The sequence below is a fragment of the Streptomyces sp. enrichment culture genome (assembly GCF_964272895.1).
Classification (GTDB): Bacteria; Actinomycetota; Actinomycetes; order Streptomycetales; family Streptomycetaceae; genus Streptomyces.
This window is the reverse complement of sequence record NZ_OZ186832.1, coordinates 4,763,183-4,782,164: the sequence shown is the minus strand read 5'-3', so window position 1 is coordinate 4,782,164 and position 18,982 is coordinate 4,763,183. Positions and strand designations below refer to the sequence as shown.

19 protein-coding genes are annotated in these 18,982 nt (G+C 72.0%); 10 read left to right on the top strand and 9 right to left on the bottom strand.

Going from position 1 to position 18,982, the window contains the following annotated elements; all coding sequences use genetic code 11:
• The first annotated feature begins 7 nt into the window (after nt 1–7).
• Nucleotides 8–3,244 carry a tetratricopeptide repeat protein gene (locus ACSU6M_RS21755; protein ID WP_437071526.1) on the top strand — a complete coding sequence of 1,079 codons (3,237 nt, stop codon included), beginning with the start codon at nt 8–10 and terminating at the stop codon, nt 3,242–3,244.
• A 129-nt stretch (nt 3,245–3,373) separates the two neighbouring features.
• On the opposite strand, the gene ACSU6M_RS21750 is transcribed toward ACSU6M_RS21755, so the two are convergent.
• Together ACSU6M_RS21750 and mca are read right to left on the bottom strand one after the other, a co-directional pair.
• Complete coding sequence (locus ACSU6M_RS21750) at nt 3,374–3,616, bottom strand: hypothetical protein (protein WP_437071524.1); 243 nt, start codon at nt 3,614–3,616, stop codon at nt 3,374–3,376.
• 1 nt (nt 3,617) lies between these two features.
• Nucleotides 3,618–4,499 carry a mycothiol conjugate amidase Mca gene (gene mca, locus ACSU6M_RS21745; RefSeq protein WP_437071523.1) on the bottom strand — a complete coding sequence of 294 codons (882 nt, stop codon included), beginning with the start codon at nt 4,497–4,499 and terminating at the stop codon, nt 3,618–3,620.
• Nucleotides 4,500–4,701: 202 nt separating this feature from the next.
• Between mca and ACSU6M_RS21740 the strand changes: the two genes are divergently transcribed.
• Together ACSU6M_RS21740 and greA are read left to right on the top strand one after the other, a co-directional pair.
• A complete protein-coding gene (locus ACSU6M_RS21740) occupies nt 4,702–5,100 on the top strand; it encodes a DUF4307 domain-containing protein (protein WP_437071522.1) in 399 nt (132 codons plus the stop codon).
• 189 nt (nt 5,101–5,289) lie between these two features.
• On the top strand, nt 5,290–5,790 hold the full coding sequence (gene greA, locus ACSU6M_RS21735; protein ID WP_437071521.1) for a transcription elongation factor GreA: 501 nt from the start codon (nt 5,290–5,292) through the stop codon (nt 5,788–5,790).
• A gap of 100 nt (nt 5,791–5,890) precedes the next feature.
• On the opposite strand, the gene ACSU6M_RS21730 is transcribed toward greA, so the two are convergent.
• The 3 genes from ACSU6M_RS21730 to ilvA form a co-directional block, all read right to left on the bottom strand.
• Nucleotides 5,891–6,736, bottom strand: a complete 846-nt coding sequence (locus ACSU6M_RS21730; protein WP_437071520.1) for an ABC transporter permease — start codon at nt 6,734–6,736, stop codon at nt 5,891–5,893.
• Nucleotides 6,733–7,761: an ATP-binding cassette domain-containing protein gene (locus ACSU6M_RS21725; RefSeq protein WP_437071519.1), complete on the bottom strand. Its 1,029-nt coding sequence runs from the start codon at nt 7,759–7,761 to the stop codon at nt 6,733–6,735. The genes ACSU6M_RS21730 and ACSU6M_RS21725 overlap by 4 nt, the downstream gene beginning before the upstream one ends.
• A 266-nt stretch (nt 7,762–8,027) precedes the next feature.
• Nucleotides 8,028–9,257, bottom strand: a complete 1,230-nt coding sequence (gene ilvA / locus ACSU6M_RS21720; RefSeq protein ID WP_437071518.1) for a threonine ammonia-lyase — start codon at nt 9,255–9,257, stop codon at nt 8,028–8,030.
• Nucleotides 9,258–9,420: 163 nt separating this feature from the next.
• Between ilvA and ACSU6M_RS21715 the strand changes: the two genes are divergently transcribed.
• From ACSU6M_RS21715 to ACSU6M_RS21705, 3 genes are all read left to right on the top strand, one after another.
• The gene (locus ACSU6M_RS21715; RefSeq protein WP_437075295.1) at nt 9,421–9,927 is read left to right on the top strand and encodes a MarR family winged helix-turn-helix transcriptional regulator; all 507 of its coding nucleotides are present in this window, start codon (nt 9,421–9,423) and stop codon (nt 9,925–9,927) included.
• 252 nt (nt 9,928–10,179) lie between these two features.
• The gene (locus ACSU6M_RS21710; RefSeq protein WP_437071517.1) at nt 10,180–10,689 is read left to right on the top strand and encodes a sigma factor-like helix-turn-helix DNA-binding protein; all 510 of its coding nucleotides are present in this window, start codon (nt 10,180–10,182) and stop codon (nt 10,687–10,689) included.
• A gap of 441 nt (nt 10,690–11,130) precedes the next feature.
• Entirely contained in the window at nt 11,131–11,379 is a 249-nt protein-coding gene (locus tag ACSU6M_RS21705) for a hypothetical protein (protein WP_437071516.1), read from the top strand.
• Between the two features lie 103 nt (nt 11,380–11,482).
• Here ACSU6M_RS21705 and ACSU6M_RS21700 read toward each other — a convergent pair whose 3' ends face one another.
• Complete coding sequence (locus ACSU6M_RS21700; RefSeq protein WP_437071514.1) at nt 11,483–12,637, bottom strand: cystathionine gamma-synthase; 1,155 nt, start codon at nt 12,635–12,637, stop codon at nt 11,483–11,485.
• A gap of 210 nt (nt 12,638–12,847) precedes the next feature.
• Here ACSU6M_RS21700 and ACSU6M_RS21695 point away from each other — a divergent pair, with 210 nt between their 5' ends.
• From ACSU6M_RS21695 to ACSU6M_RS21685, 3 genes are all read left to right on the top strand, one after another.
• A complete protein-coding gene (locus ACSU6M_RS21695; RefSeq protein WP_437071512.1) occupies nt 12,848–13,966 on the top strand; it encodes a hypothetical protein in 1,119 nt (372 codons plus the stop codon).
• Between the two features lie 224 nt (nt 13,967–14,190).
• Nucleotides 14,191–14,910 (top strand): peptide-methionine (S)-S-oxide reductase MsrA, encoded by a 720-nt coding sequence (gene msrA, locus ACSU6M_RS21690; protein WP_437071510.1) that lies wholly within the window; start codon nt 14,191–14,193, stop codon nt 14,908–14,910.
• A gap of 73 nt (nt 14,911–14,983) precedes the next feature.
• Nucleotides 14,984–15,610 carry a hypothetical protein gene (locus tag ACSU6M_RS21685; protein ID WP_437071509.1) on the top strand — a complete coding sequence of 209 codons (627 nt, stop codon included), beginning with the start codon at nt 14,984–14,986 and terminating at the stop codon, nt 15,608–15,610.
• A gap of 14 nt (nt 15,611–15,624) precedes the next feature.
• Here ACSU6M_RS21685 and ACSU6M_RS21680 read toward each other — a convergent pair whose 3' ends face one another.
• The 3 genes from ACSU6M_RS21680 to ACSU6M_RS21670 form a co-directional block, all read right to left on the bottom strand.
• Complete coding sequence (locus ACSU6M_RS21680; protein WP_437071507.1) at nt 15,625–16,155, bottom strand: hypothetical protein; 531 nt, start codon at nt 16,153–16,155, stop codon at nt 15,625–15,627.
• A gap of 185 nt (nt 16,156–16,340) precedes the next feature.
• Nucleotides 16,341–16,724 carry a VOC family protein gene (locus ACSU6M_RS21675; RefSeq protein WP_437071505.1) on the bottom strand — a complete coding sequence of 128 codons (384 nt, stop codon included), beginning with the start codon at nt 16,722–16,724 and terminating at the stop codon, nt 16,341–16,343.
• 86 nt (nt 16,725–16,810) lie between these two features.
• Nucleotides 16,811–17,854, bottom strand: coding sequence for an NAD(P)-dependent alcohol dehydrogenase (locus ACSU6M_RS21670; protein WP_437071504.1), 1,044 nt, complete (start codon nt 17,852–17,854; stop codon nt 16,811–16,813).
• A 173-nt stretch (nt 17,855–18,027) separates the two neighbouring features.
• Between ACSU6M_RS21670 and ACSU6M_RS21665 the strand changes: the two genes are divergently transcribed.
• Entirely contained in the window at nt 18,028–18,924 is an 897-nt protein-coding gene (locus ACSU6M_RS21665; RefSeq protein ID WP_437071502.1) for a helix-turn-helix domain-containing protein, read from the top strand.
• Nucleotides 18,925–18,982: the final 58 nt, after the last annotated feature.

Below are 18,982 nucleotides of genomic sequence, written 5' to 3'. Positions count from 1 at the left end.
ACGTGACATGAGGGACGGTCATCGGGCCGAGGCGGAGCGGCTGCTGGTGCGGGCCGTGGAGGAGGAGGTCCGGCGATCGGGCGGGCGCAGCGACGGAAAGGTGCTGCTGGCCAGGGCGCGGGCGGCGCTGGACACGATGGCGGGGGCGGCCGCGGAGGAGTACGCGGCGTATGTGCGCGCCCTCGACGAGGCGGAGGCCGGGCGGCTGACGTTCGGGCAGCGCTACGCGCGCGAGGGCGGCGGCACCCCGCTGCTGGTGGCGGCCGTCGCGGCGGGCGCGACCGTGGTGGCCGACCTGGCGCTCGGGACCGGCGGCGGGACCGCTCTGGGCGCGGGCGCCGCCGTCGGTGTGGTGGGCGCCGCGACGACCGTGGTGAAGGTGGCGGGGGCGCATCTGCCGGCCGCGCACCGGCGGGCGGGCGCGGCGGGGCAGCCGGGCGGGCCCGAGCAGCTGCGCCTGCAGTGGCTGACCGCGCTGGAGGTGCGCGGGATCCGGCCGTTCCTGGACCAGCAGCGGGTGCTGACGGCGTCGACGGGCCCGAAGAAGGCCGGGCCGAAGCTGCTCGGCGCGGACAAGAGCGCGGCGGCCCGCGGGCGGAGCGTGCTGGAGCAGTCCTTCGGGCACCTTCCCGAGCCGTCGGGGCCGTTCGCCGGGCGGCGTCAGGAGCTGGCGCGGATCCGGCAGTGGGTGCAGGCGGCACGCGCCAGCACCAGCACCCGTCCGACGGTGGTGGTGCTGCACGGCGCGTCCGGCAGCGGCCGTACGACGCTGGCGGTCCGCGCGGCGCACGATCTGCGGGACCAGTTCCGCGGGGCGTGCCTGGTGGACCTGCGCGGCGACAGCCCGGAGGAGGCGCCGCTGTCCACGCGGGAGGCGCTGCTGCATCTGCTGAACCGTCTGGGCGCCCCGCGCGAGCAGCTGCTGTTCCGGGAGCGCTCCTCGGCGGACCAGCAGGTCAAGCGGCTGAGCGAGCTGTACCACCAGCATCTGACGGGGGTGCCCGTCACCGTCGTACTCGATGACGCCCGCGATCCGGAGCAGGTGCGCACGCTGATCCCGGAGCGCTCCGACAGCCTGGTGCTGGTGACCGCGCGGGCACCGCTGGAGCTGCCCGCGGAGGTGCCGGCGTGGGTGCACCAGCTGCCGGTGGAGCCGCTGGACGCGGCGGGCGCGGAGGAGCTGCTGACGTCGGCGGGCGGTGCGGCGGGGGATCCGTACGACGCCCGGGCGGCCGGGGAGATACGGCGGCTGTGCGGGGGGCTGCCGCTGGCGCTGCGGATCGCCGGATCGTCGCTGGGGGCGGGCGCCGAGGCGGGCGCGCCGGCCGCCGGGGTGCGTTCGCCGCAGGCGCTCGCCTCGGATCTGGCGGCGTACGGGCCGGTCGAGCCGGTCGAGCGGGCGCTGTGGCTGCGCTACACCGACCAGCCGGACGTCACCCGGCGGCTGCTGCGGCGGCTCGCCCTGGCCGGGCGGGCCTCGCTGGGCGCGGCGGCGGCCGCGGCGCTGCTGGCGACGGACGAGGCGGAGGCGACCCGGCATCTGACGGCGCTGTCCCGCGCGGGCCTGATCGACCATGTGCGCGGCAGCCGCTACCGGCTGCACGACCTGGTACGGGCCTTCGCGCACGCCCGGCTCCTCGACGAGGAGGAACCGGCGGAACGCACGGCGGCGCAGGAGCGGCTGATCGTCAACTACGCCGACCTCGCGGACTCGGTGCTGCGGCTGGTCGACGGCAATATGTCGACCCGCTCGGACCGCTTCGGCCCGCACGGCTTCACCTCGCTGGACGAGGCGCTGCGCTGGCTGGACGACGAGTCGAGCTTCATCACGGCGGCCCTGCGGCACGCGGAGGGCGTGAACCAGTCGGCGGTCCTCAATCTGCTGGGCGCGCTGTGCGACTACTGCCTGCTGCGCGGCGACCTGTACCGGCTGGGCGAGATCAGCGAGCTGGCGCAGGCCGTGGACCAGGGTCTGCTGATCCGTTCCGTGCAGTGGCGTACGGGGATCGCGGCCCGGCAGCTCGGTGAGCTGGACCGGGCGCGGGCGACGCTGACGTCGGTCGTCGACCTGTACCGCGAGGCGCATCACGACGCCGGTGCGGCGCGGGCGCTGTGCTCCCTCGGGATCACCCTGCACCACCAGGGCCAGCTCGCCGAGGCGGGGGCGAAGCTGCGGGAGGCGCTGGACCTCCAGGCCGCGCCCGAGCTGGCCACCGACCGGGCGTGGACCATGCACGCGCTGGCCGCGGTGGAACGGGACCGAGCGCATCTCGCGGAGGCCCTCGACCTGCTGAACCGCTCCCTGGAACTGCACCGCGCGGGCGGGTCCGTGCACGGCGAGGCGTGGGCGCACTACCAGCTCGGCCAGCTGCGGCTGCGCCTCGGCGACGTCCCGCGCGCCGAGGCGGAACTGCGCACGGCCCTGGAGCTGTACGGCCGTACCCGCGACGCCCGCGGCGAGGCGTGGGCGCTGACCCAGCTGGCGCGGGCCCTGCTGGTGGCGGGCGACGCCTCACCTGCGGTGCGGGAGCTGCGGGAGGCGCAGGCACGGCACCGGGAGAACGAGGACGCGCGCGGCGAGGCATGGACGCTGTACTACCTCGGGCAGGCGCTGGAGGAGTCCGGTGACCTGGACCGGGCGGTGCGGGCGCTGGAGCGGTCCCGCACGATGTTCTCCCGGATGCGGGACGTGTACGGGCTGGCCTGCGCCCGGCACCACTCGGCGCGGGTGACCCGCGACCAGCGGGCGGCGCAGACGGGCTCCCTGCGCAACTCCGGCTTCGCCCGTCAGCTCCTCGTCGACGCCCGTGCCGACTTCCAGCGCATCGGTGTCGCCCACGGCGAGGCATGGACCTGTCTGGAGCTGGCGGTGGTGGACGCGGGCAACGCGCGTACCGCGCAGGCCCTCGCCCTGTGCGACGAGGCGATCGGCCTGTTCGCCGGGTACGGCGACCGGCGCGGCGAGGACTGGGCCCGCTTCCTGCGCTGCACCCTGCTGCCGTACGCAGCCCCCGGCGGCGTCGAGGTCGGTACCGCCGTCGCCCAGGAGGAGCTGGCCCAGCTCGCCCGCGACAGCCATCCCCTGCGGGACGAGAAGCTGGACGACTACCTGGGCGCCTTCCATCTGCTGCTGGAGCGGGGCGTCAGCCTGGAGGCGGGCTGGCAGGCGTGGCGCCTGCGGATGGTCCCGGACCGGCATGCCCGTGAGGTGATGGGCGTGGCGACGGCGGGGGCGGCGTCGTAGGAGGGCGGAGGCGGAGGGCTGGTGGCCGCTGGGGGCGGACAGCCCGCGGCGCGGCTCGGCGGGACCTGGGACGGAGTGACCGGAGATCACGCCGGGGTCGCCGAGCCGCGCCGGTGGGGCCGGTGTGGCTCAGCCCTTGGCGGGCGAGGCCCCGCCGGGGGCGGAGGAGGCGGCGGCGGTGTCCCCGTCCGGCTCCGGCGCCTCCTTGAAGTCGACCTTGCCCATGTGGCGGTTCATGGACTTCATCAGACCCCACACCGCCAGGGCCATCACCGCGAAGACGATGAAGCCGAGGACGCCGGGGGTCACCTTGTCCTTGTCGAGCTCCTTGGCGAGGGGCACGAGGTGGATCATTGCCAGGCTTGCGCTCATGTCAGGCATTGTCGCGGATGCCCGCGAAGAGGTCGTCCTCGGGGAGGGTGGTGTCCACGAGCGACTTGGCGAGCTCGTACTCCTCCGTGGGCCAGACCTCCTTCTGGATCTCCATCGGCACCTTGAACCAGCCGCCGTCGGGGTCGATCTGCGTGGCGTGGGCGATCAGCGCCTTGTCACGGATCTCGAAGAAGTCGGCGCACGGGATGTGCGTGGTCAGCGTGCGCTCGGCCCGCTGGAACTCGTCCCACCGCTTGAGCCACTCCCCGTAGGGCGACTCCAGCCCGCGCTCCAGCATCGCGTGGTGCAGCGCCTCGGTGCGGGGCCGGTTGAAGCCCTGGTTGTAGTACAGCTTCTGCGGCTGGTACACCGGCCCGAACTCGTCCTCCGGGTACTTCACCGCGTCGGCCGCGCCCTCGAACGCCACCATCGAGATCTTGTGGGTCATGATGTGGTCGGGGTGCGGGTACCCGCCGTTCTCGTCGTAGGTGGTGATCACCTGCGGACGGAACGACCGGATCTTGCGCACCAGCTCGCCGGCCGCGGTGTCCACGTCCTCCAGAGCGAAGCAGCCCTCGGGCAGCGGCGGCAGCGGGTCGCCCTCGGGCAGGCCGGAGTCGACGAAGCCGAGCCACTCCTGCTTGACGCCGAGGATCTCGCGGGCCTCGTCCATCTCCTTCTTGCGCACCTCGTGGATGTGCTCCTCGATGTACGTGTCCCCCTGCAGCTTCGGGTTGAGGATGGAGCCGCGTTCCCCGCCCGTGCAGGTCACCACCAGCACGTCCACCCCCTCGGACACGTACTTCGCCATGGTCGCCGCGCCCTTGCTCGACTCGTCGTCGGGGTGCGCGTGCACGGCCATCAGTCGCAGCTGGTCAGTCAAGACTCAATCCTCATGTCGAAGCCGGCGCCCTGTGTGCGTCGGCGCATACGGACAAGTGTGGTCCCCGGGACGTCGTCGAGGGGCCGCGGTCGAGCGGTGGGCGGGGCCTTCTATAGTGACCGAATCGAGGGGCGAAAAATTCCGGCTCCGGAACCGGAAGCCCCTTTCGGGACATTCGTCCCGCGCTGCCGGGAGGACGATCATGAGTACGGCGAGTACGCGAGTGCCCGAGGGCCGTTACGGCCGCTCCTCGGACGAGCGCGCCGACCGCACGCTCAAGGTCGTCGGCACGGTGCTGGGCGCCGCGCTGCTCGCCGGGGTGGGCTGGTTCGGCTACCACTATGTGGCGGGCACCGACATCAGCGCCGAGGTGATCGGCTTCGAGGCGCAGGACGACCGGGTCCGGGTGCATCTGGAGGTCCGCAAGGACTCCGGCACCACCGGCTACTGCACCGTCCGCTCCCAGGCCGAGAACGGCGCCGAGGTCGGCCGCGCCGACTTCCGCTTCGACGGCTCCGCCACCCGCATCGACGAGGTCGTCACCCTCCGCACCACCGCGCGGGGCACGACCGCCGAGCTGGTCGGCTGCCACGAGGACTGAACGTCAACGCCCCCTCGGCCGGTCGCCGGTGAATATACGGCGCTGACCTGCGTTGACGGGATTTTGGTGAGTTATGTCCTCCCCCTTCCGCCACTGAATTGTTAGGCTCGTGGTTTCGCCCACTCTTGAAGGAACATTCTTCTGGGTAGGGCGATGCTTTGTATTCCCAGTACCGACGAGGAGCACCCTGTGACCCAGACCAGCGAGAACGTCACCTGGCTGACCCAGGAGGCGTACAACAAGCTCAAGGACGAGCTTGCGTACCTTACTGGTCCTGCGCGCACGGAGATCGCCGCCAAGATCGCGGCCGCGCGCGAGGAGGGCGACCTGCGCGAGAACGGCGGGTACCACGCGGCCAAGGAGGAGCAGGGCAAGCAGGAGCTCCGCGTGCGCCAGCTGACCCAGCTTCTGGAGAACGCCAAGGTGGGCGAGGCCCCGGCTTCGGCGGACGGTGCGGTGGCCCCCGGCATGGTCGTGACGATCGCCTTCGACGGTGACGAGGACGACACCCTGACCTTCCTGCTGGCCTCCCGCGAGTACGCCAGCGCCGACATCGAGACCTACTCGCCGCAGTCCCCGCTGGGCGCCGGCGTGATCGGCCACAAGGTCGGTGAGGACGCGGAGTACGAGCTGCCCAACGGTAAGAAGGCATCCGTGCGGATCCTGAAGGCCGAGCCCTACCAGGGCTGAGCCGCGACCGGGCCGGCCGTACGCCGACCGGGCCCGTCCAGAGCTTTCCGAGAACCCCCCGGTGTCCCTCGTGGCGCCGGGGGCTTCGTCGCGGCCGGCGTCAGGAGGAGGCCGAGCGGTACTTGCGCACCGCCAGCGTCCGGAAGACGACGATGATCAGGACCGACCAGAGCAGCGAGGCCCACACCGGGTGCTGCATCGGCCACGCCGACGACTCGGACACCCCCGGATTGCCGAACAACTCCCGGCATGCCTGCACCGTGGCGCTGAACGGGTTCCAGTCCGCCACGTGCCGCAGCCAGGGCGTCATCCGCCCGGAGTCCACGAACGCGTTGGACAGGAACGTCACCGGGAACAGCCAGATCAGCCCCCCGGAGGTCGCCGCCTCCGGCGTGCGCACCGACAGACCGATCAGCGCGCCGACCCAGGTGAACGCGTACCCGAGCAGAAGCAGCAGTCCGAAGGCGCCGAGCACCTCTGCGACGCTGGTGTGGGTGCGCCAGCCGACCAGCAGGGCGACTATGGCGAGGACGAGGAGGGTGAGGGTCGTCTGCACCAGGTCCGCGAGGGTCCGCCCGGTGAGCACCGCGCCCCGCGCCATGGGCAGCGAGCGGAAGCGGTCTATCAGCCCCTTGTGCATGTCGTCGGCGATCCCCGCGCCCGCTCCGGCGGTGGCGAAGGTGACGGTCTGGGCGAAGATGCCCGCCATCAGGAACTCGCGGTAGACACCGGGGTCCGTGGTGCCGCCGATGTTCATGGAGCCGCCGAAGACATAGCTGAACAGCACCACGAACATGATGGGCTGGATCAGCCCGAAGATGATCATCTCCGGTATCCGGCTCATGCGGATCAGGTTGCGCTTGGCGACGACGAGCGAGTCCCGGACCGACTGGACGACCGGGTTCTGGCCCGCCGCGACGGGGACGGCGTCGGTGACGGCGCTCACTGGCCGGCCTCCTTTCTGCGGTTGCGGGAGCGGGAGCGTGCGTCGGCCGGGGCATCCTCGGCGGGGTCCGTCTCCTCGGGTTTGACCTCGGCGACATGGCCGGTCAGGGAGAGGAAGACGTCGTCGAGGGTGGGGCGGCGCAGTCCGATGTCGTCGAGCTCGATGCCGCGGACGTCGAGCTCGCGGATGATCTCGGCGAGCAGCTTGGCGCCACCGGTGACCGGCACGGTGAGCTTGCGCGTGTGCTCCTCGACGCTGGTCTCGCCCTTGCCGAAGCCGGTGAGCACCTCGACGGCGGTGGGTATGTCCTCGCGCTCGTGCACGACGACCTCGACACGCTCGCCGCCGGTGCGGGCCTTGAGCTGGTCGGAGGTGCCGCGGGCGATGACGCGGCCGTGGTCGACGACGGCGATGTCGTGCGCCAGGTGGTCGGCCTCCTCCAGGTACTGCGTGGTCAGCAGCAGGGTGGTGCCGCCGGAGACGAGCTGTTTGATGACCTCCCACAGCTGCTGGCGGTTGCGCGGGTCCAGGCCCGTCGTCGGCTCGTCCATGAACATCACCGGTGGGGAGACCACCAGGGCCGCGGCCAGGTCGAGGCGGCGTCGCATACCGCCGGAGTAGGTCTTGGCGGTGCGGTCGGCGGCCTCGGTCAGGTTGAACTGCTCCAGCAGCTCCTCCGCCCTGGCCTTCGCGGCCCTGGCCTTCATCTGGTAGAGCTGGCCGACCATCTGGAGGTTCTCGCGGCCGGTGAGCAGTTCGTCGACCGCCGCGAACTGGCCGGACAGTCCGATCGAGCGCCGCACCTCGTTCGGATGCTTGAGCACGTCGATCCCGGCGACGACGGCACGGCCGCTGTCGGGACGCAGCAGGGTGGTCAGACAGCGGACCGTCGTGGTCTTGCCGGCCCCGTTGGGCCCCAGCAGGCCGAGGACGGTGCCCTCGGGGACATCGAGGTCGACACCGTCCAGTGCCCTTACCTTGCCGAAGGTCTTCACCAGACCTTCGGCGTGAATGGCGCCTGGCATATGAGTCTCCACGTCGTTGAGGATTCTTCGCAAAGCCTAGGTTCGTACTTTTCGTTCCGCGCGGGGTTTTGTGCGGGGCGGGGTCGGCACGGCCCGGTGCGCCGACGCGCCGCCTCACGACTCCCACGCTATCGCGATGTATCGCGTCTCTCAAGGGATGTCACCCGTGCGAGTGACGCTCAAGGCTTTGACCTCGGACGATCCGCGACCGCGAGCCACGACCCGCGACCCGCGATCCGCGATCCGCTCGGTGGCTCGACCGATCGTCAGTCGATGACCGTGTATCCGGCCTGGCGCAGTGCCTGGCCCACCTCGGCGCAGTGCGCCGGGCCCTTGGTCTCCAGGTGCAGGTCGACCTCGGCCTCGGTGAGCCCGAGCCGGGGATCGGTCCGTACGTGACCCACGTCGAGGACGTTGGCGTCGACCGCCGACAGCACCCCGAGCAGGGTGGCGAGCGCCCCCGGCCGGTCCGTCAGCCGCAGCCGCACGGCCAGATAGCGGCCCTGCGCGGCCATGCCGTGCCGCAGCACCCGCTGGAGCAGCACCGGGTCGACGTTGCCGCCGGACAGCACGGCCACCACCGGGCCCTCGAAGGCCCCCGGGGTGCTCAGCAGCGCCGCGACCGGGCTGGCGCCGGCCGGTTCCACGACCAGCTTGGCCCGCTCCAGACACAGCAGCAGCGCGGTGGCCAGCTCGTCCTCGCTGACCGTGCGCACCTCGTCGACGAGCTCCCTGACCAGGCCGAACGGCACATCGCCTGGCCGCCCCACCCGGATCCCGTCGGCCATCGTCGCGGGGTTGCGGACGGTCGAGGGATGCCCCGCCGCCAGGGAGGGCGGATACGCGGCGGCGCCCTCGGCCTGCACACCGACGATCCGCACGTCCGGCCGCAGCGCCTTCACGGCGACCGCGATGCCCGCGACGAGCCCGCCGCCGCCGACCCCGACGACGATCGTGCGCACCTCGGGGCACTGCTCCAGGATCTCCAGGCCGACCGTGCCCTGGCCCGCGATGATGTCGGGGTGGTCGAAGGGGTGGATGAACACCGCCCCCGTCTCGTGGGCGTACTCCTGGGCGGCGGCGAGCGTCTCGTCGACCACCTGGCCGTGCAGCCGCACCTCGGCGCCGTACTCACGGGTGGCGCTGATCTTGGGCAGCGGGGCGCTCTTCGGCATGAACACGGTCGCCCGCACCCCGAGCAGCGACGACGCGAGGGCGACGCCCTGCGCGTGGTTGCCGGCGCTCGCCGCGACCACCCCGGCGGCCCGCTCCTCGGGGAGCAGCCCGGCGATCCGGACGTAGGCGCCGCGCAGCTTGAACGAGCCCGTCCGCTGGAGGTTCTCGCACTTGAGGTGCACGGGCGCCCCCACCAGCTGCGTGAGGTGCCGGCTGCCCTCCATCGCGGTCACCCGCGCCACCCCCGCGAGCATCTTCCGGGCCCCGCGCACGTCGTCGAGGGTGACCGGCGGCAGGGGATCGGCCTTGAGGTGGTTCATGACTCAAGTCTCGCAGTTCACACCGCGCGGGGCCGGGTGTGACCAACCTCCGAGACCGGTTTGCGCAGGGCAGGTACGGCCCGTCCCCCGTCCGCGTACTCTGTCCCCCAACTCAGCCGCCCTTTCATGAAGTGAGCCTCCGGCCATGCCCACAACACCTGAAATGTCGATGGACATGACGACCGTCGGTGACACCGGTCTTCTCGACGCCCTCCAGCACGAGGTGGCGGTGTTCGCCCGCCGTGCCGAACAGACCCGGCTCGGCGGGGTCGGGCAGGTGCGCAACACCATGGACCGCGCCGCGTATCTGCTGCTCAACCGGCTGGACAAGGAAGGCCCGATGGGCGTCAAGGCGCTCGCCGCGAGCATGGGGATCGACTCCTCGACGGTCACCCGGCAGGTGGCGCCGCTGGTCGACACCGGGCTCGTCAAGCGCACCTCGCACCCCGAGGACGGGCGTGCCGTGGTGCTCCAGCTGTCCCCGCGCGGGCAGTCGCGGCTTGAGGAAGTGCGCTCCTCCCGGCGTCAGTTGATGGCGGAACTTACACACGACTGGGCCCCGAAGGAGCGTGAGGCGTTCTGCGCGCTCCTCACGCGCTTCAATGACGCCCTCTCCGCCCGCATGGCCGCCCACGGCGTACCGGGCGCGGAACCCACGTCCGCGTCCTGATCACCGCGCGCGATCGCCGGGGGCACGCGCGCGCGTGCGGGTGAGCAGGTGGAGGACCCGGAGGGCCGTACGCCGACCACGGCCGTCTCCGAGGCGCCCCTGCTTCTCCCGCGGAGGCTGCTGCGCGGCTCTTGACCGAAAGGGCACCCCTGGCCTCATATGAGACCGGGCCCCGTCGTACGCCGGTTCGCCTCGGGGCGACCGTGCCCGCCGGGGCCCGATTCCTCAAGGTCGCCCTCAGGGGGAGGTGCGGTGCAAGAACGGCAAGCGGCCCAGGGGGCGCGTCGGGACCGGGAGTTCGAGGCGTTCGTCGCGGGCGCCTCGGGGCGGCTGCTGCACACCGCCACGCTGCTGACGGCGGAGACCCCGGACGACAACCCGCGCGCGCGGCGGCTGCTCACCCTCGCCCTCGCGCACACGTACGCGTGCTGGGACCGGCTGCGCGGCGAGGACCCGTACAACCGCACCCGCCAGTACCTCGCCGTCCGCTTCGCCCGCACCGCCTGGCACCAGTACGGCGGTCTCGGCCGGGCCCGCCCGCATCCTGGCAGCGTTCTGGCCCCGCTCAGCCCGCAGGAGCGGCTGATTCTCGTCCTACGGCTCTACGAAGGCGTCGCCGAGGAACAGGCGGCCGCGCTGCTGGGGCTGCCCGCGGAGCGCGTCCGCGCCATCTGCGACCGCGCCACGGCGACCCTGCTGCACCCGCCCCGCGGACCGGCCCCGACGGTCACCGGCGGGCGGGCCGAGGCGGTGGCGTCGTGAGGCGACGGACGGGCGTGACGGTGGGGCGGGATGCGTGCCGGGACCAGGCATTCCGGAGCAGGTTTGGGCAGTCCCGAGGTGGCGGCCTTGAGCGGCCCGAGGGGGCGGCCATGAAGGGAGCGGTGCGGTGAAGGGACCGGACGGAGACAGACCGGGCCGCACGGGGTCGGCCGAGCGGACGCCTGACCGCCGGTCGCCGGGCCGGGGGCGGCCCGACGGGGAGGGGCCGGGCCGGAAGCGGCCCGACAGGAGGCGGCCCGACGGGGAGGGTCCGGGCGGGAGGCGGCCGAGCTGGAAACGGCCCGGCCGGGAAGCGCCTGGCCCGAAACGGTCCGACCGGAGGGCGCCCGGCCCCACACGGTCCGACCGGAGGGCGCCCGGCCCCACACGGTCCGACCGGGAGTCGCCCCGCCCGAAGCGGTCTGCTCCGGAGCGGCCGCGATGAGCCGGGCCGATCGGGAGGCCGCCGCGCGGCGGATCATGGAGCGGACGCCGCCGCCCGTGCCGCCCGAGCTGCACCGGGACGCCGTGCGCCAGGGCAGCCGGCTGCTGCGCCGGCAGACGCTCCTCCGGCGTCTGATGTGGCTGCTGCTGTTCGCGGTGACGGTCGCGTTCGTGGTGTGGGCCGTGATGGTCCAGCCGTGGGTGGAGCCGCCGTCGGAGACGACCCCACCCCTCACCGGCTGGTAGACCTCGACCGGCTGGTGGACCTCGACCGGCTGGTGGACCTCGACCAAGGCCGGAAGACCTCAGGCGGCCGCCTGCCCTCAGGCCCTCACCGGCGACGCGGCTGTCAGCCGAGCGCCTGCTGGAGGTCCTCCAGGAGGTCCTCCACGTTCTCGATGCCGACCGAGAGGCGGACGAGGTCGCCGGGCACCTCAAGGGCGGAGCCCGCCGCGGAGGCGTGGGTCATGCGGCCCGGGTGCTCGATCAGGGACTCCACGCCGCCCAGGGACTCACCGAGGGTGAAGATCTTGGCGCGGTTGCAGACCTCGACGGCCGCCTCCTCGCCGCCCTCCACGCGGAAGGAGATCATGCCGCCGAACGCCCGCATCTGCTTGGCCGCGACCTCGTGACCGGGGTGGTCCGGCAGGCCCGGATAGAGAACCCGCGTCACGCGCGCGTGCCGGGTGAGCATATCGGCGATCTTCGTGGCGTTCTCGCTGTGCCGGTCCATGCGCACCGACAGCGTCTTGGTGCCGCGCAGCACCAGCCAGGAGTCGAAGGGACCGGCGACCGCGCCCATCGCGTTCTGGTGGTACGCCAGCTCCTCGCCCAGCCCCTCGTCGGCCACGATCAGCGCACCGCCGACCACGTCGGAGTGGCCGCCCATGTACTTGGTCAGGGAGTGCACGACCACGTCGGCGCCCAGCGACAGGGGCTGCTGGAGGTACGGCGTGGCGAAGGTGTTGTCGACGACCAGCTTGGCACCGGCGTCGTGGGCGACCTGGGCGACGGCGGCGATGTCGGTGATGCCGAGCAGCGGGTTGGAGGGCGTCTCCACCCACACGACCTTCGTCTTCGGGGTGATCGCGGCCCGGACGGCGGCCGGGTCGCTGGTGTCGGCGACCGACCACTCCACGCCCCAGCGGGCGACGACCTTGGCGAAGAGACGGAACGTACCGCCGTAGGCGTCGTTCGGGATCACCACGTGGTCGCCGGGGCTGAGCAGCGTACGCAACAGGCAGTCCTCGGCCGCCAGTCCGGACGCGAACGCGAGGCCGCGGCGGCCGCCCTCCAGGGCGGCGAGGTTCTCCTCCAGGGCAGTCCTGGTGGGGTTGGCGCTGCGGCTGTACTCGTAGCCGCCGCGCAGGCCGCCGACGCCGTCCTGCTTGTAGGTGGACACCTGGTAGATCGGCGGGACGACCGCGCCGGTCAGGGGGTCGGCCGTGTTGCCCGCGTGGATGGCGAGCGTTTCGAAGTGCTGACTGATGTGCCTGTCGCTCATGTGCACCGAGCGTAGTGTGCCCGAGCGGCGGGTGCCGGACGAGTTCCCGGCCGGCAGGGATTCCCGGCCGGAACGCTCCCGGACGCGGTCCATGGCACGCCCCCGTGGGAGGGCCTGGCCGGGCGGTTTTCCACAGGCGGAGCGCGAAGGTTTTCCACAGGCCGGGCACCAGGTTGGCCAATTGTCGGCGGCGTCTGGTTCGCTTGAGGCATGGAGATTCTCTGGGTCCTGATGGCGCTGCTCATGCTGGGCTTCGTGCTCGGTCCGTTCCTCACGCGCCGACGCCGCGGCATCGAGCTGGTGTCCCCCCAGCACCCGGACGCCGCCGATCCCGCGAACTACGGGTTCGTACGGCAGGAGGAGCTGGACATCCGCATGCCGGGCCCGGACCAGGATCTGCTGGACGTCCTCGACGTGGTGCAGCGCACCCAGGACTACCGGGCGGCCTCCCAGCTGCTCGCGGGGACCGAGACGGAGGGCGAGCGGCGCTGGCAGCGGGTGCAGGCATTCGCCGGTGCGGCCGCCCTGGAGCTGGCGCAGCGGCCGGGCGGCGTCGGCGAGACGCCGGGCGGGCAGTGGCTGCGGGTGTGGCGGGCGGAGGCGCCCAAGGACGCGGGCGGAGCGGCGGTGCACGCCGAGTTCCTGGTCCAGCAGGCGTGGCGTACGTCGACGCCCGGCACGGACGACTTCCGGATCATCATGGAGGAGGCGAGGACGGCGTGCGGCGAGGCCGCGCTGCTCTCCCCCGGCGATCCGGTCCCGTACATCATCGAGCTGTCGGTGGCCCGTGGGCTCGGCTACTCGCAGCAGGAGTTCGAGCAGCTCTGGCTGAAGATCCTGGACCGCGCGCCGGCGCACATGGGCGCGCACCTGGCGGCCCTGCACTACTGGTGCGAGAAGTGGCACGGCTCGCGCGAGCAGGCGTACTCCTTCGCCGAGGCCGCTGCCGCGCGGGCACCGCAGGGCTCGCTGCTCGCGGCGATGCCGCTGTTCGCGGTCTTCGAGCACCTGCCCGAGGTCAACCTGGTCGCCGGCTTCTACCAGAGCGAGGTCGTCACCAAGGCGATGCATGGCGCGCTGCACGCCGTGCACTCCGCGCGGGCCGACGACCCGATGCTCGCGCACGTGCGCCATCTGCTGGTCTTCTTCCTGGTCCGCTCCGAGCGCTGGGCCGAGGCCATGAGCCAGCTGGTGCACGTCGACGGCCATGTCGGTGCCCTGCCCTGGACCCTGGCCGCCGACCCGGCCGCGGAGTTCGCGATATACCGCGCCCTCGCGGTGGCGGGCTACGAGGCGAACGGCGGCACCCCGGCGACGCTGCCGCACTGACGCGGGCCCGTGCCAGGCGGCCCCCTGGACGCCACCCGTCGGGCGCCCCGCCGGCACCGCGCTGGCACCTCGCCGGCACCCCGCCGGCACCCCGCCGCCGCCCCGGTGAGGAATGCGGCGCCCGGCGCGGACGTTGACCGGTTACCGCCCGCGCAGGCGCCCAGGCGCTCAGGCGCGCGTGGCCGCACAGGACGACCGCACGACAAGACCGACAGGGAGACCCGATGCTCTTCGGCCGTACCCCCCAACTGCCCACCCCCGAGCAGGCGCTCCCGGGCCGGTCGATGCCCGCGTTCGAGGTGCCCGACCGCCACACCGTGCTGGGCAATCCGCTGCTCGGCCCCTACCCCGAGGGCCTGGAGGTCGCCGACTTCGGCCTGGGCTGTTTCTGGGGCGCGGAGCGCAAGTTCTGGCAGCTCCCGACGGGCGTGTGGACGACCCTCGTCGGCTACCAGGGCGGTTACACCGAGAACCCGACGTACGAGGAGGTCTGCTCGGGCCTGACCGGCCACACCGAGGTGGTCCGTGTCGTCTACGACCCCGAGCTGATCTCCTACGACCGCCTCCTGAAGACCTTTTGGGAGTCCCACGACCCGACCCAGGGCTTCCGCCAGGGCAACGACGTCGGCACCCAGTACCGCTCCGCCGTCTACACCCACACCCCCGCCCAGGCCGCCGCCGCGGAAGCCTCCCGCGTCGCCTACCAGAAGGTCCTCACGGACTCCGGCTACGGCGAGATCACCACCGAGATCCTGCCCGCGGCGGACCGTCCCTTCTACCCGGCCGAGGAGTACCACCAGCAGTACCTCTCGGACAGCAAGAACCCGAACGGGTACTGCGGGCTGGGCGGCACCGGGGTCGAGCTGGGTGCCCCGTTCGAGACGAACTGGGGGGCGTCCTGCCCGACGGGCGTCGCTCCGGCGCCGGAGGTCACGGAGAAGTAGCCGAGCCTCACGCGAGTGCGGCCGCGGCAAATGCGCTGGCCGCACCGGGCTGGGGATTCCTACGCTCGGCGGCGTGAGCACGGACATCTACGGCTGTATCGAGATACGCCATCCGAACGCCGACGAGGACTGGTACGACGGCGAGCCCTGGCTGCAGGCCATGAGCCTCTACCCGTTGTACTCCGAGCAGGACTACACCGCCTTCGGATGTCTCTTCGGGGTCCGCAACTATGCCGACTGGGAACCGGTGGCCGCCGGTCGCGGACTGCCGAAGGACGCCTCGGCGCAGCTCCGCCGCGACTACGAGCACTGGTCTTCCCTCGATGCCCTTCACGGTGCCACATGGGTCACCTGGCACGAACTCGAAGCCGTGGACATGAGCGGCGTGCCGCGCCGGGCTCACGGACTGCTCCGGATGCGGGAACCCGAGTCGTCGGCCCTCGTACGGGAGTACTGGGTGGCGGACACCTGGCCCGCCGACGTCGTCGACCGCTTCGGCGAACCGCCGGTCGGCGGCTGCCCGGCAACCGCCCGCCAGGGAACCTGGACGGCGGGCGACGCGAAGCTGGACTTCCACCGTGTCACGCGCGCGGAGGCCATCGGGCCCGGCAGCGGCTGGGAACACGTCTTCGCTGTGATGAAGGCCCTGGCGGGACGTTTCGGCCCGCACGGAGTGCGGCTCGTGGCGTACTTCGACTGACGCGCGCCAACCTGTCAGGTCGGGTAGATGGCTTCACCGACGCGGGTGGAGAAGGATCTGTAGGCCGTGCCGACCTCTTCGAGGCTGTGGGTCCAGCGCTGCATCCGCAGGGAGTCCGCGTCCTTGGCGTCCTCGGGGCGGGCGAGGAGTTCGGCGACGGCCTGCTGGGCGACCACCAGGCAGTTGTGGACTTCGCCCGCGGCGTTGATGATCTCGCTCTGGTTGCAGGGCCATACGTCGTCGTAGTAGCTGAGCCAGACGTCCCGGACCGCTTTGGCGGCCAGTTCGCCGGTGGCCGTCTGCTCGTTGCGGAGGGCCTGGACGATCTCGTCCAGCGCTTCGAGCGCGGCGTTGACCTTGGTACGGAAGGCGGCGTAGCTGTCGCTGCGCCGGTCCTCGTGTCGGTGGCCCCGTTCCTCCGCGGCGGCCTGGACCACTGTCGCCCGCCCGGAGCGGCCCGCCAGCACCGCGCCGACGGCCGCTCCCGCCGCACTGGAAAACCCCGCAACAGCAGCGGCTAACACCGCGGCAGCCCCCTGGTCCATGGGCAGCAATTTTGCCGCATCCATGCCAACGGGGTCAGTACTCCGGTGAGCTCTTCGGGGACCCTCGGGACCCTGACGGCACCCGCGGCGCCGCCCCGAACCGGCACGGCAGCGGCGGCCACCTCAGGCGGCACCGTCAGGCGGCCACCCCAGGCCACGTCAGGCGGCCACGTCAGGCGGTCACCTCACCCGCCGCTCCCGTACGGACGCGTCAGGATCTCCAGGTTGTGACCGGCGGGATCCTCGAAGTAGACCCCCCGGCCGCCGTCGTTGCGGTTGATCTGGCCGGGACGGGAGTGGGACGGGTCGGCCCAGTGGTCCAGCCCGGCCTCGCGGATGCGGCCGAAGATGGTGTCGAACTCGGCCTCGGAGACCAGGAACGCGTAGTGCTGGGGTGTGATCTCCCCGGTGACGTTTATGAAGTCCAGGGTCACCCCGTTGGGGATCTCGACCGGCAGGAACGGCCCGTACTGGGGGCTCACCTCCAGGCCGAGGAGGTCGGCGAGGAAGCGGGCGGAGGTCTGCTTGTCGTGGGCGCTGACGATGGTGTGGTTCAGCTGGACGGTCATACACCCACGCTAGGCAGGACCCTCCCCCGCCACCACGGACCGCGGAACGATTCGGCTCGGTCCCTGGACCTACCCCTGGCCGGCGCTCAGATGGTCGCCGTGTCGATCACGAAGCGGTACCGCACATCGCTGTTCAGCACCCGCTCGTACGCCTCGTTGATCTCCTCCGCGCGGATCAGCTCGATCTCGGCGCCCAGGCCGTGCTCGGCGCAGAAGTCCAGCATCTCCTGGGTCTCCGCGATGCCGCCGATCATGGAACCGGCGAGGGTCCTGCCGCCGCCGATCACCGAGAAGAGGTTGAGGGAGATCGGCTCCTCGGGGGCGCCGACGTTGACCAGCGCGCCCTCCGTCTTCAGCAGGGTGAGGTAGGCGTCGAAGTCCAGCGGCGCGGACACCGTGGAGACGATCAGGTCGAAGGTGCCGCGCAGCTCCTCGAAGGTCCTCGGGTCGCTGGTGGCGTAGTAGTGGTCGGCGCCCAGCTTGAGGCCGTCCTCCTTCTTGCGCAGGGACTGCGACAGCACGGTCACCTCGGCGCCGAGCGCGTGCGCGATCTTCACGCCCATGTGGCCGAGGCCGCCCAGGCCGACGACGGCGACCTTCTTGCCGGGGCCGGCGTTCCAGCGCTTGAGCGGGGAGTAGAGGGTGATGCCGGCGCACAGCAGGGGCGCGGCGACATCGAGCGGCAGGCTGTCGGGGATGCGGACGACGTAGTTCTCGTCGACGACGATCTTCTGCGAGTAGCCGCCGTAGTTGGGGGTGCCGTCGCGGCCGATGGCGTTGTACGTCGGGCCGTAGGAGCCGTTGAGGCAGTACTGCTCCCGCCCGGCCCGGCAGTTCTCGCACTGGCGGCAGGAGTCGACCAGGCAGCCGACGCCCACCCGGTCACCGACCTGGTACCTGGTCACCTCGGAACCGACCTCGGCGACCACGCCGGCGATCTCGTGGCCGGGCACCATCGGGAAGATCGCCTCGCCCCAGCCCTCGCGGGCCTGGTGGATGTCGGAGTGACAGATGCCCGCGTACTTGATGTCGATCAGGACGTCGTGCGCGCCGACCTCGCGGCGCTCGATGGTGGTGCGCTCCAGAGGTGCCTTGGCGGCGGGGGCGGCGTACGCAGCAACAGTGGTCATGCCGGGCTTCTCCTTGGCGAGATGGTCCGCGCCCGGCTGCCTTCCGGCCGGGCACGACGTACAGCGTGCCGGAGGAAGGGGAGAACACCCAGGTCACGGGTGTGCCTAGGCTTGCCGTTCCTACCACTGGCAAGGTCAGGCTCAGGGGCGTACGTCCGGGAATACTGGAGCGTATGGAAGCACAGCCCGAACCCGGTACGGCCCTGGACCGCAGAGCGGAGCTCAGCGAGTTCCTGCGCACCCGGCGGGCCCGGCTCAAGCCCGAGGACGTGGGCCTGCCGCACTTCGGCCGGCACCGCAGGGTGCCGGGGCTGCGGCGCGAGGAGCTGGCGCAGCTGGCCGGGGTGTCGGTGGCGTACTACACGCGTCTGGAGCAGGGCAACGGCCGCAATGTCTCCGCGGAGGTGCTGGACGCGATCGCCCGTGCGCTCAGGCTCACCGACGCCGAGCACGCGCATCTGACGCATCTGGCCAAGCCCAAGCAGCACAAGAAGAAGCCGGCGGCGCGCGCCCAGCAGGTGCGGCCCTCGCTGCGGCAACTGCTGGAGACGATGGACACGGTCCCGGCGTACGTCGTGGGGCGGCGCGCGGACGTCCTGGCGTGGAACAGGATGGCGGCGGCGGTCTTCGGCGACTGGGCGGAGCTGGCGGCGGCGGAGCGCAACTGGGCGCGGATGGTGTTCCTCCGGCCCGAGTACCGTGAGCTGTTCGTGGACTGGGAGCAGAAGGCGATCGACATCGTCTGCCATCTGCGGATGGACGCCGGCTGCTATCCGGACGATCCGCGGCTGTCGGCGCTGGTGGGCGAGCTGTCGGTGAAGAGCGAGGACTTCCGGCGGCTGTGGGCCACGCACGACGTCAAGGAGAAGAGCCACGGGGTGAAGCTGCTGCACCACCCGCTGGTCGGCGAGCTCAGCCTCCGCTTCGAGTCGTTCCGCCTGGCCGACGACACCGAGCAGGTCCTGGTCACCTACCACGCCGACCCGGCCACCCCCTCCGCCGAGGCCCTGCGCCTCCTGGCCAGCTGGGGCACGGACGCCACCCGCGCCGGCCAGCCGGCCTCCTCCTAGTCCGCACAGCACGAACGGCCCCAGCACGAACGGCCCCCCGGAAGCTGGGCTTCCGGGG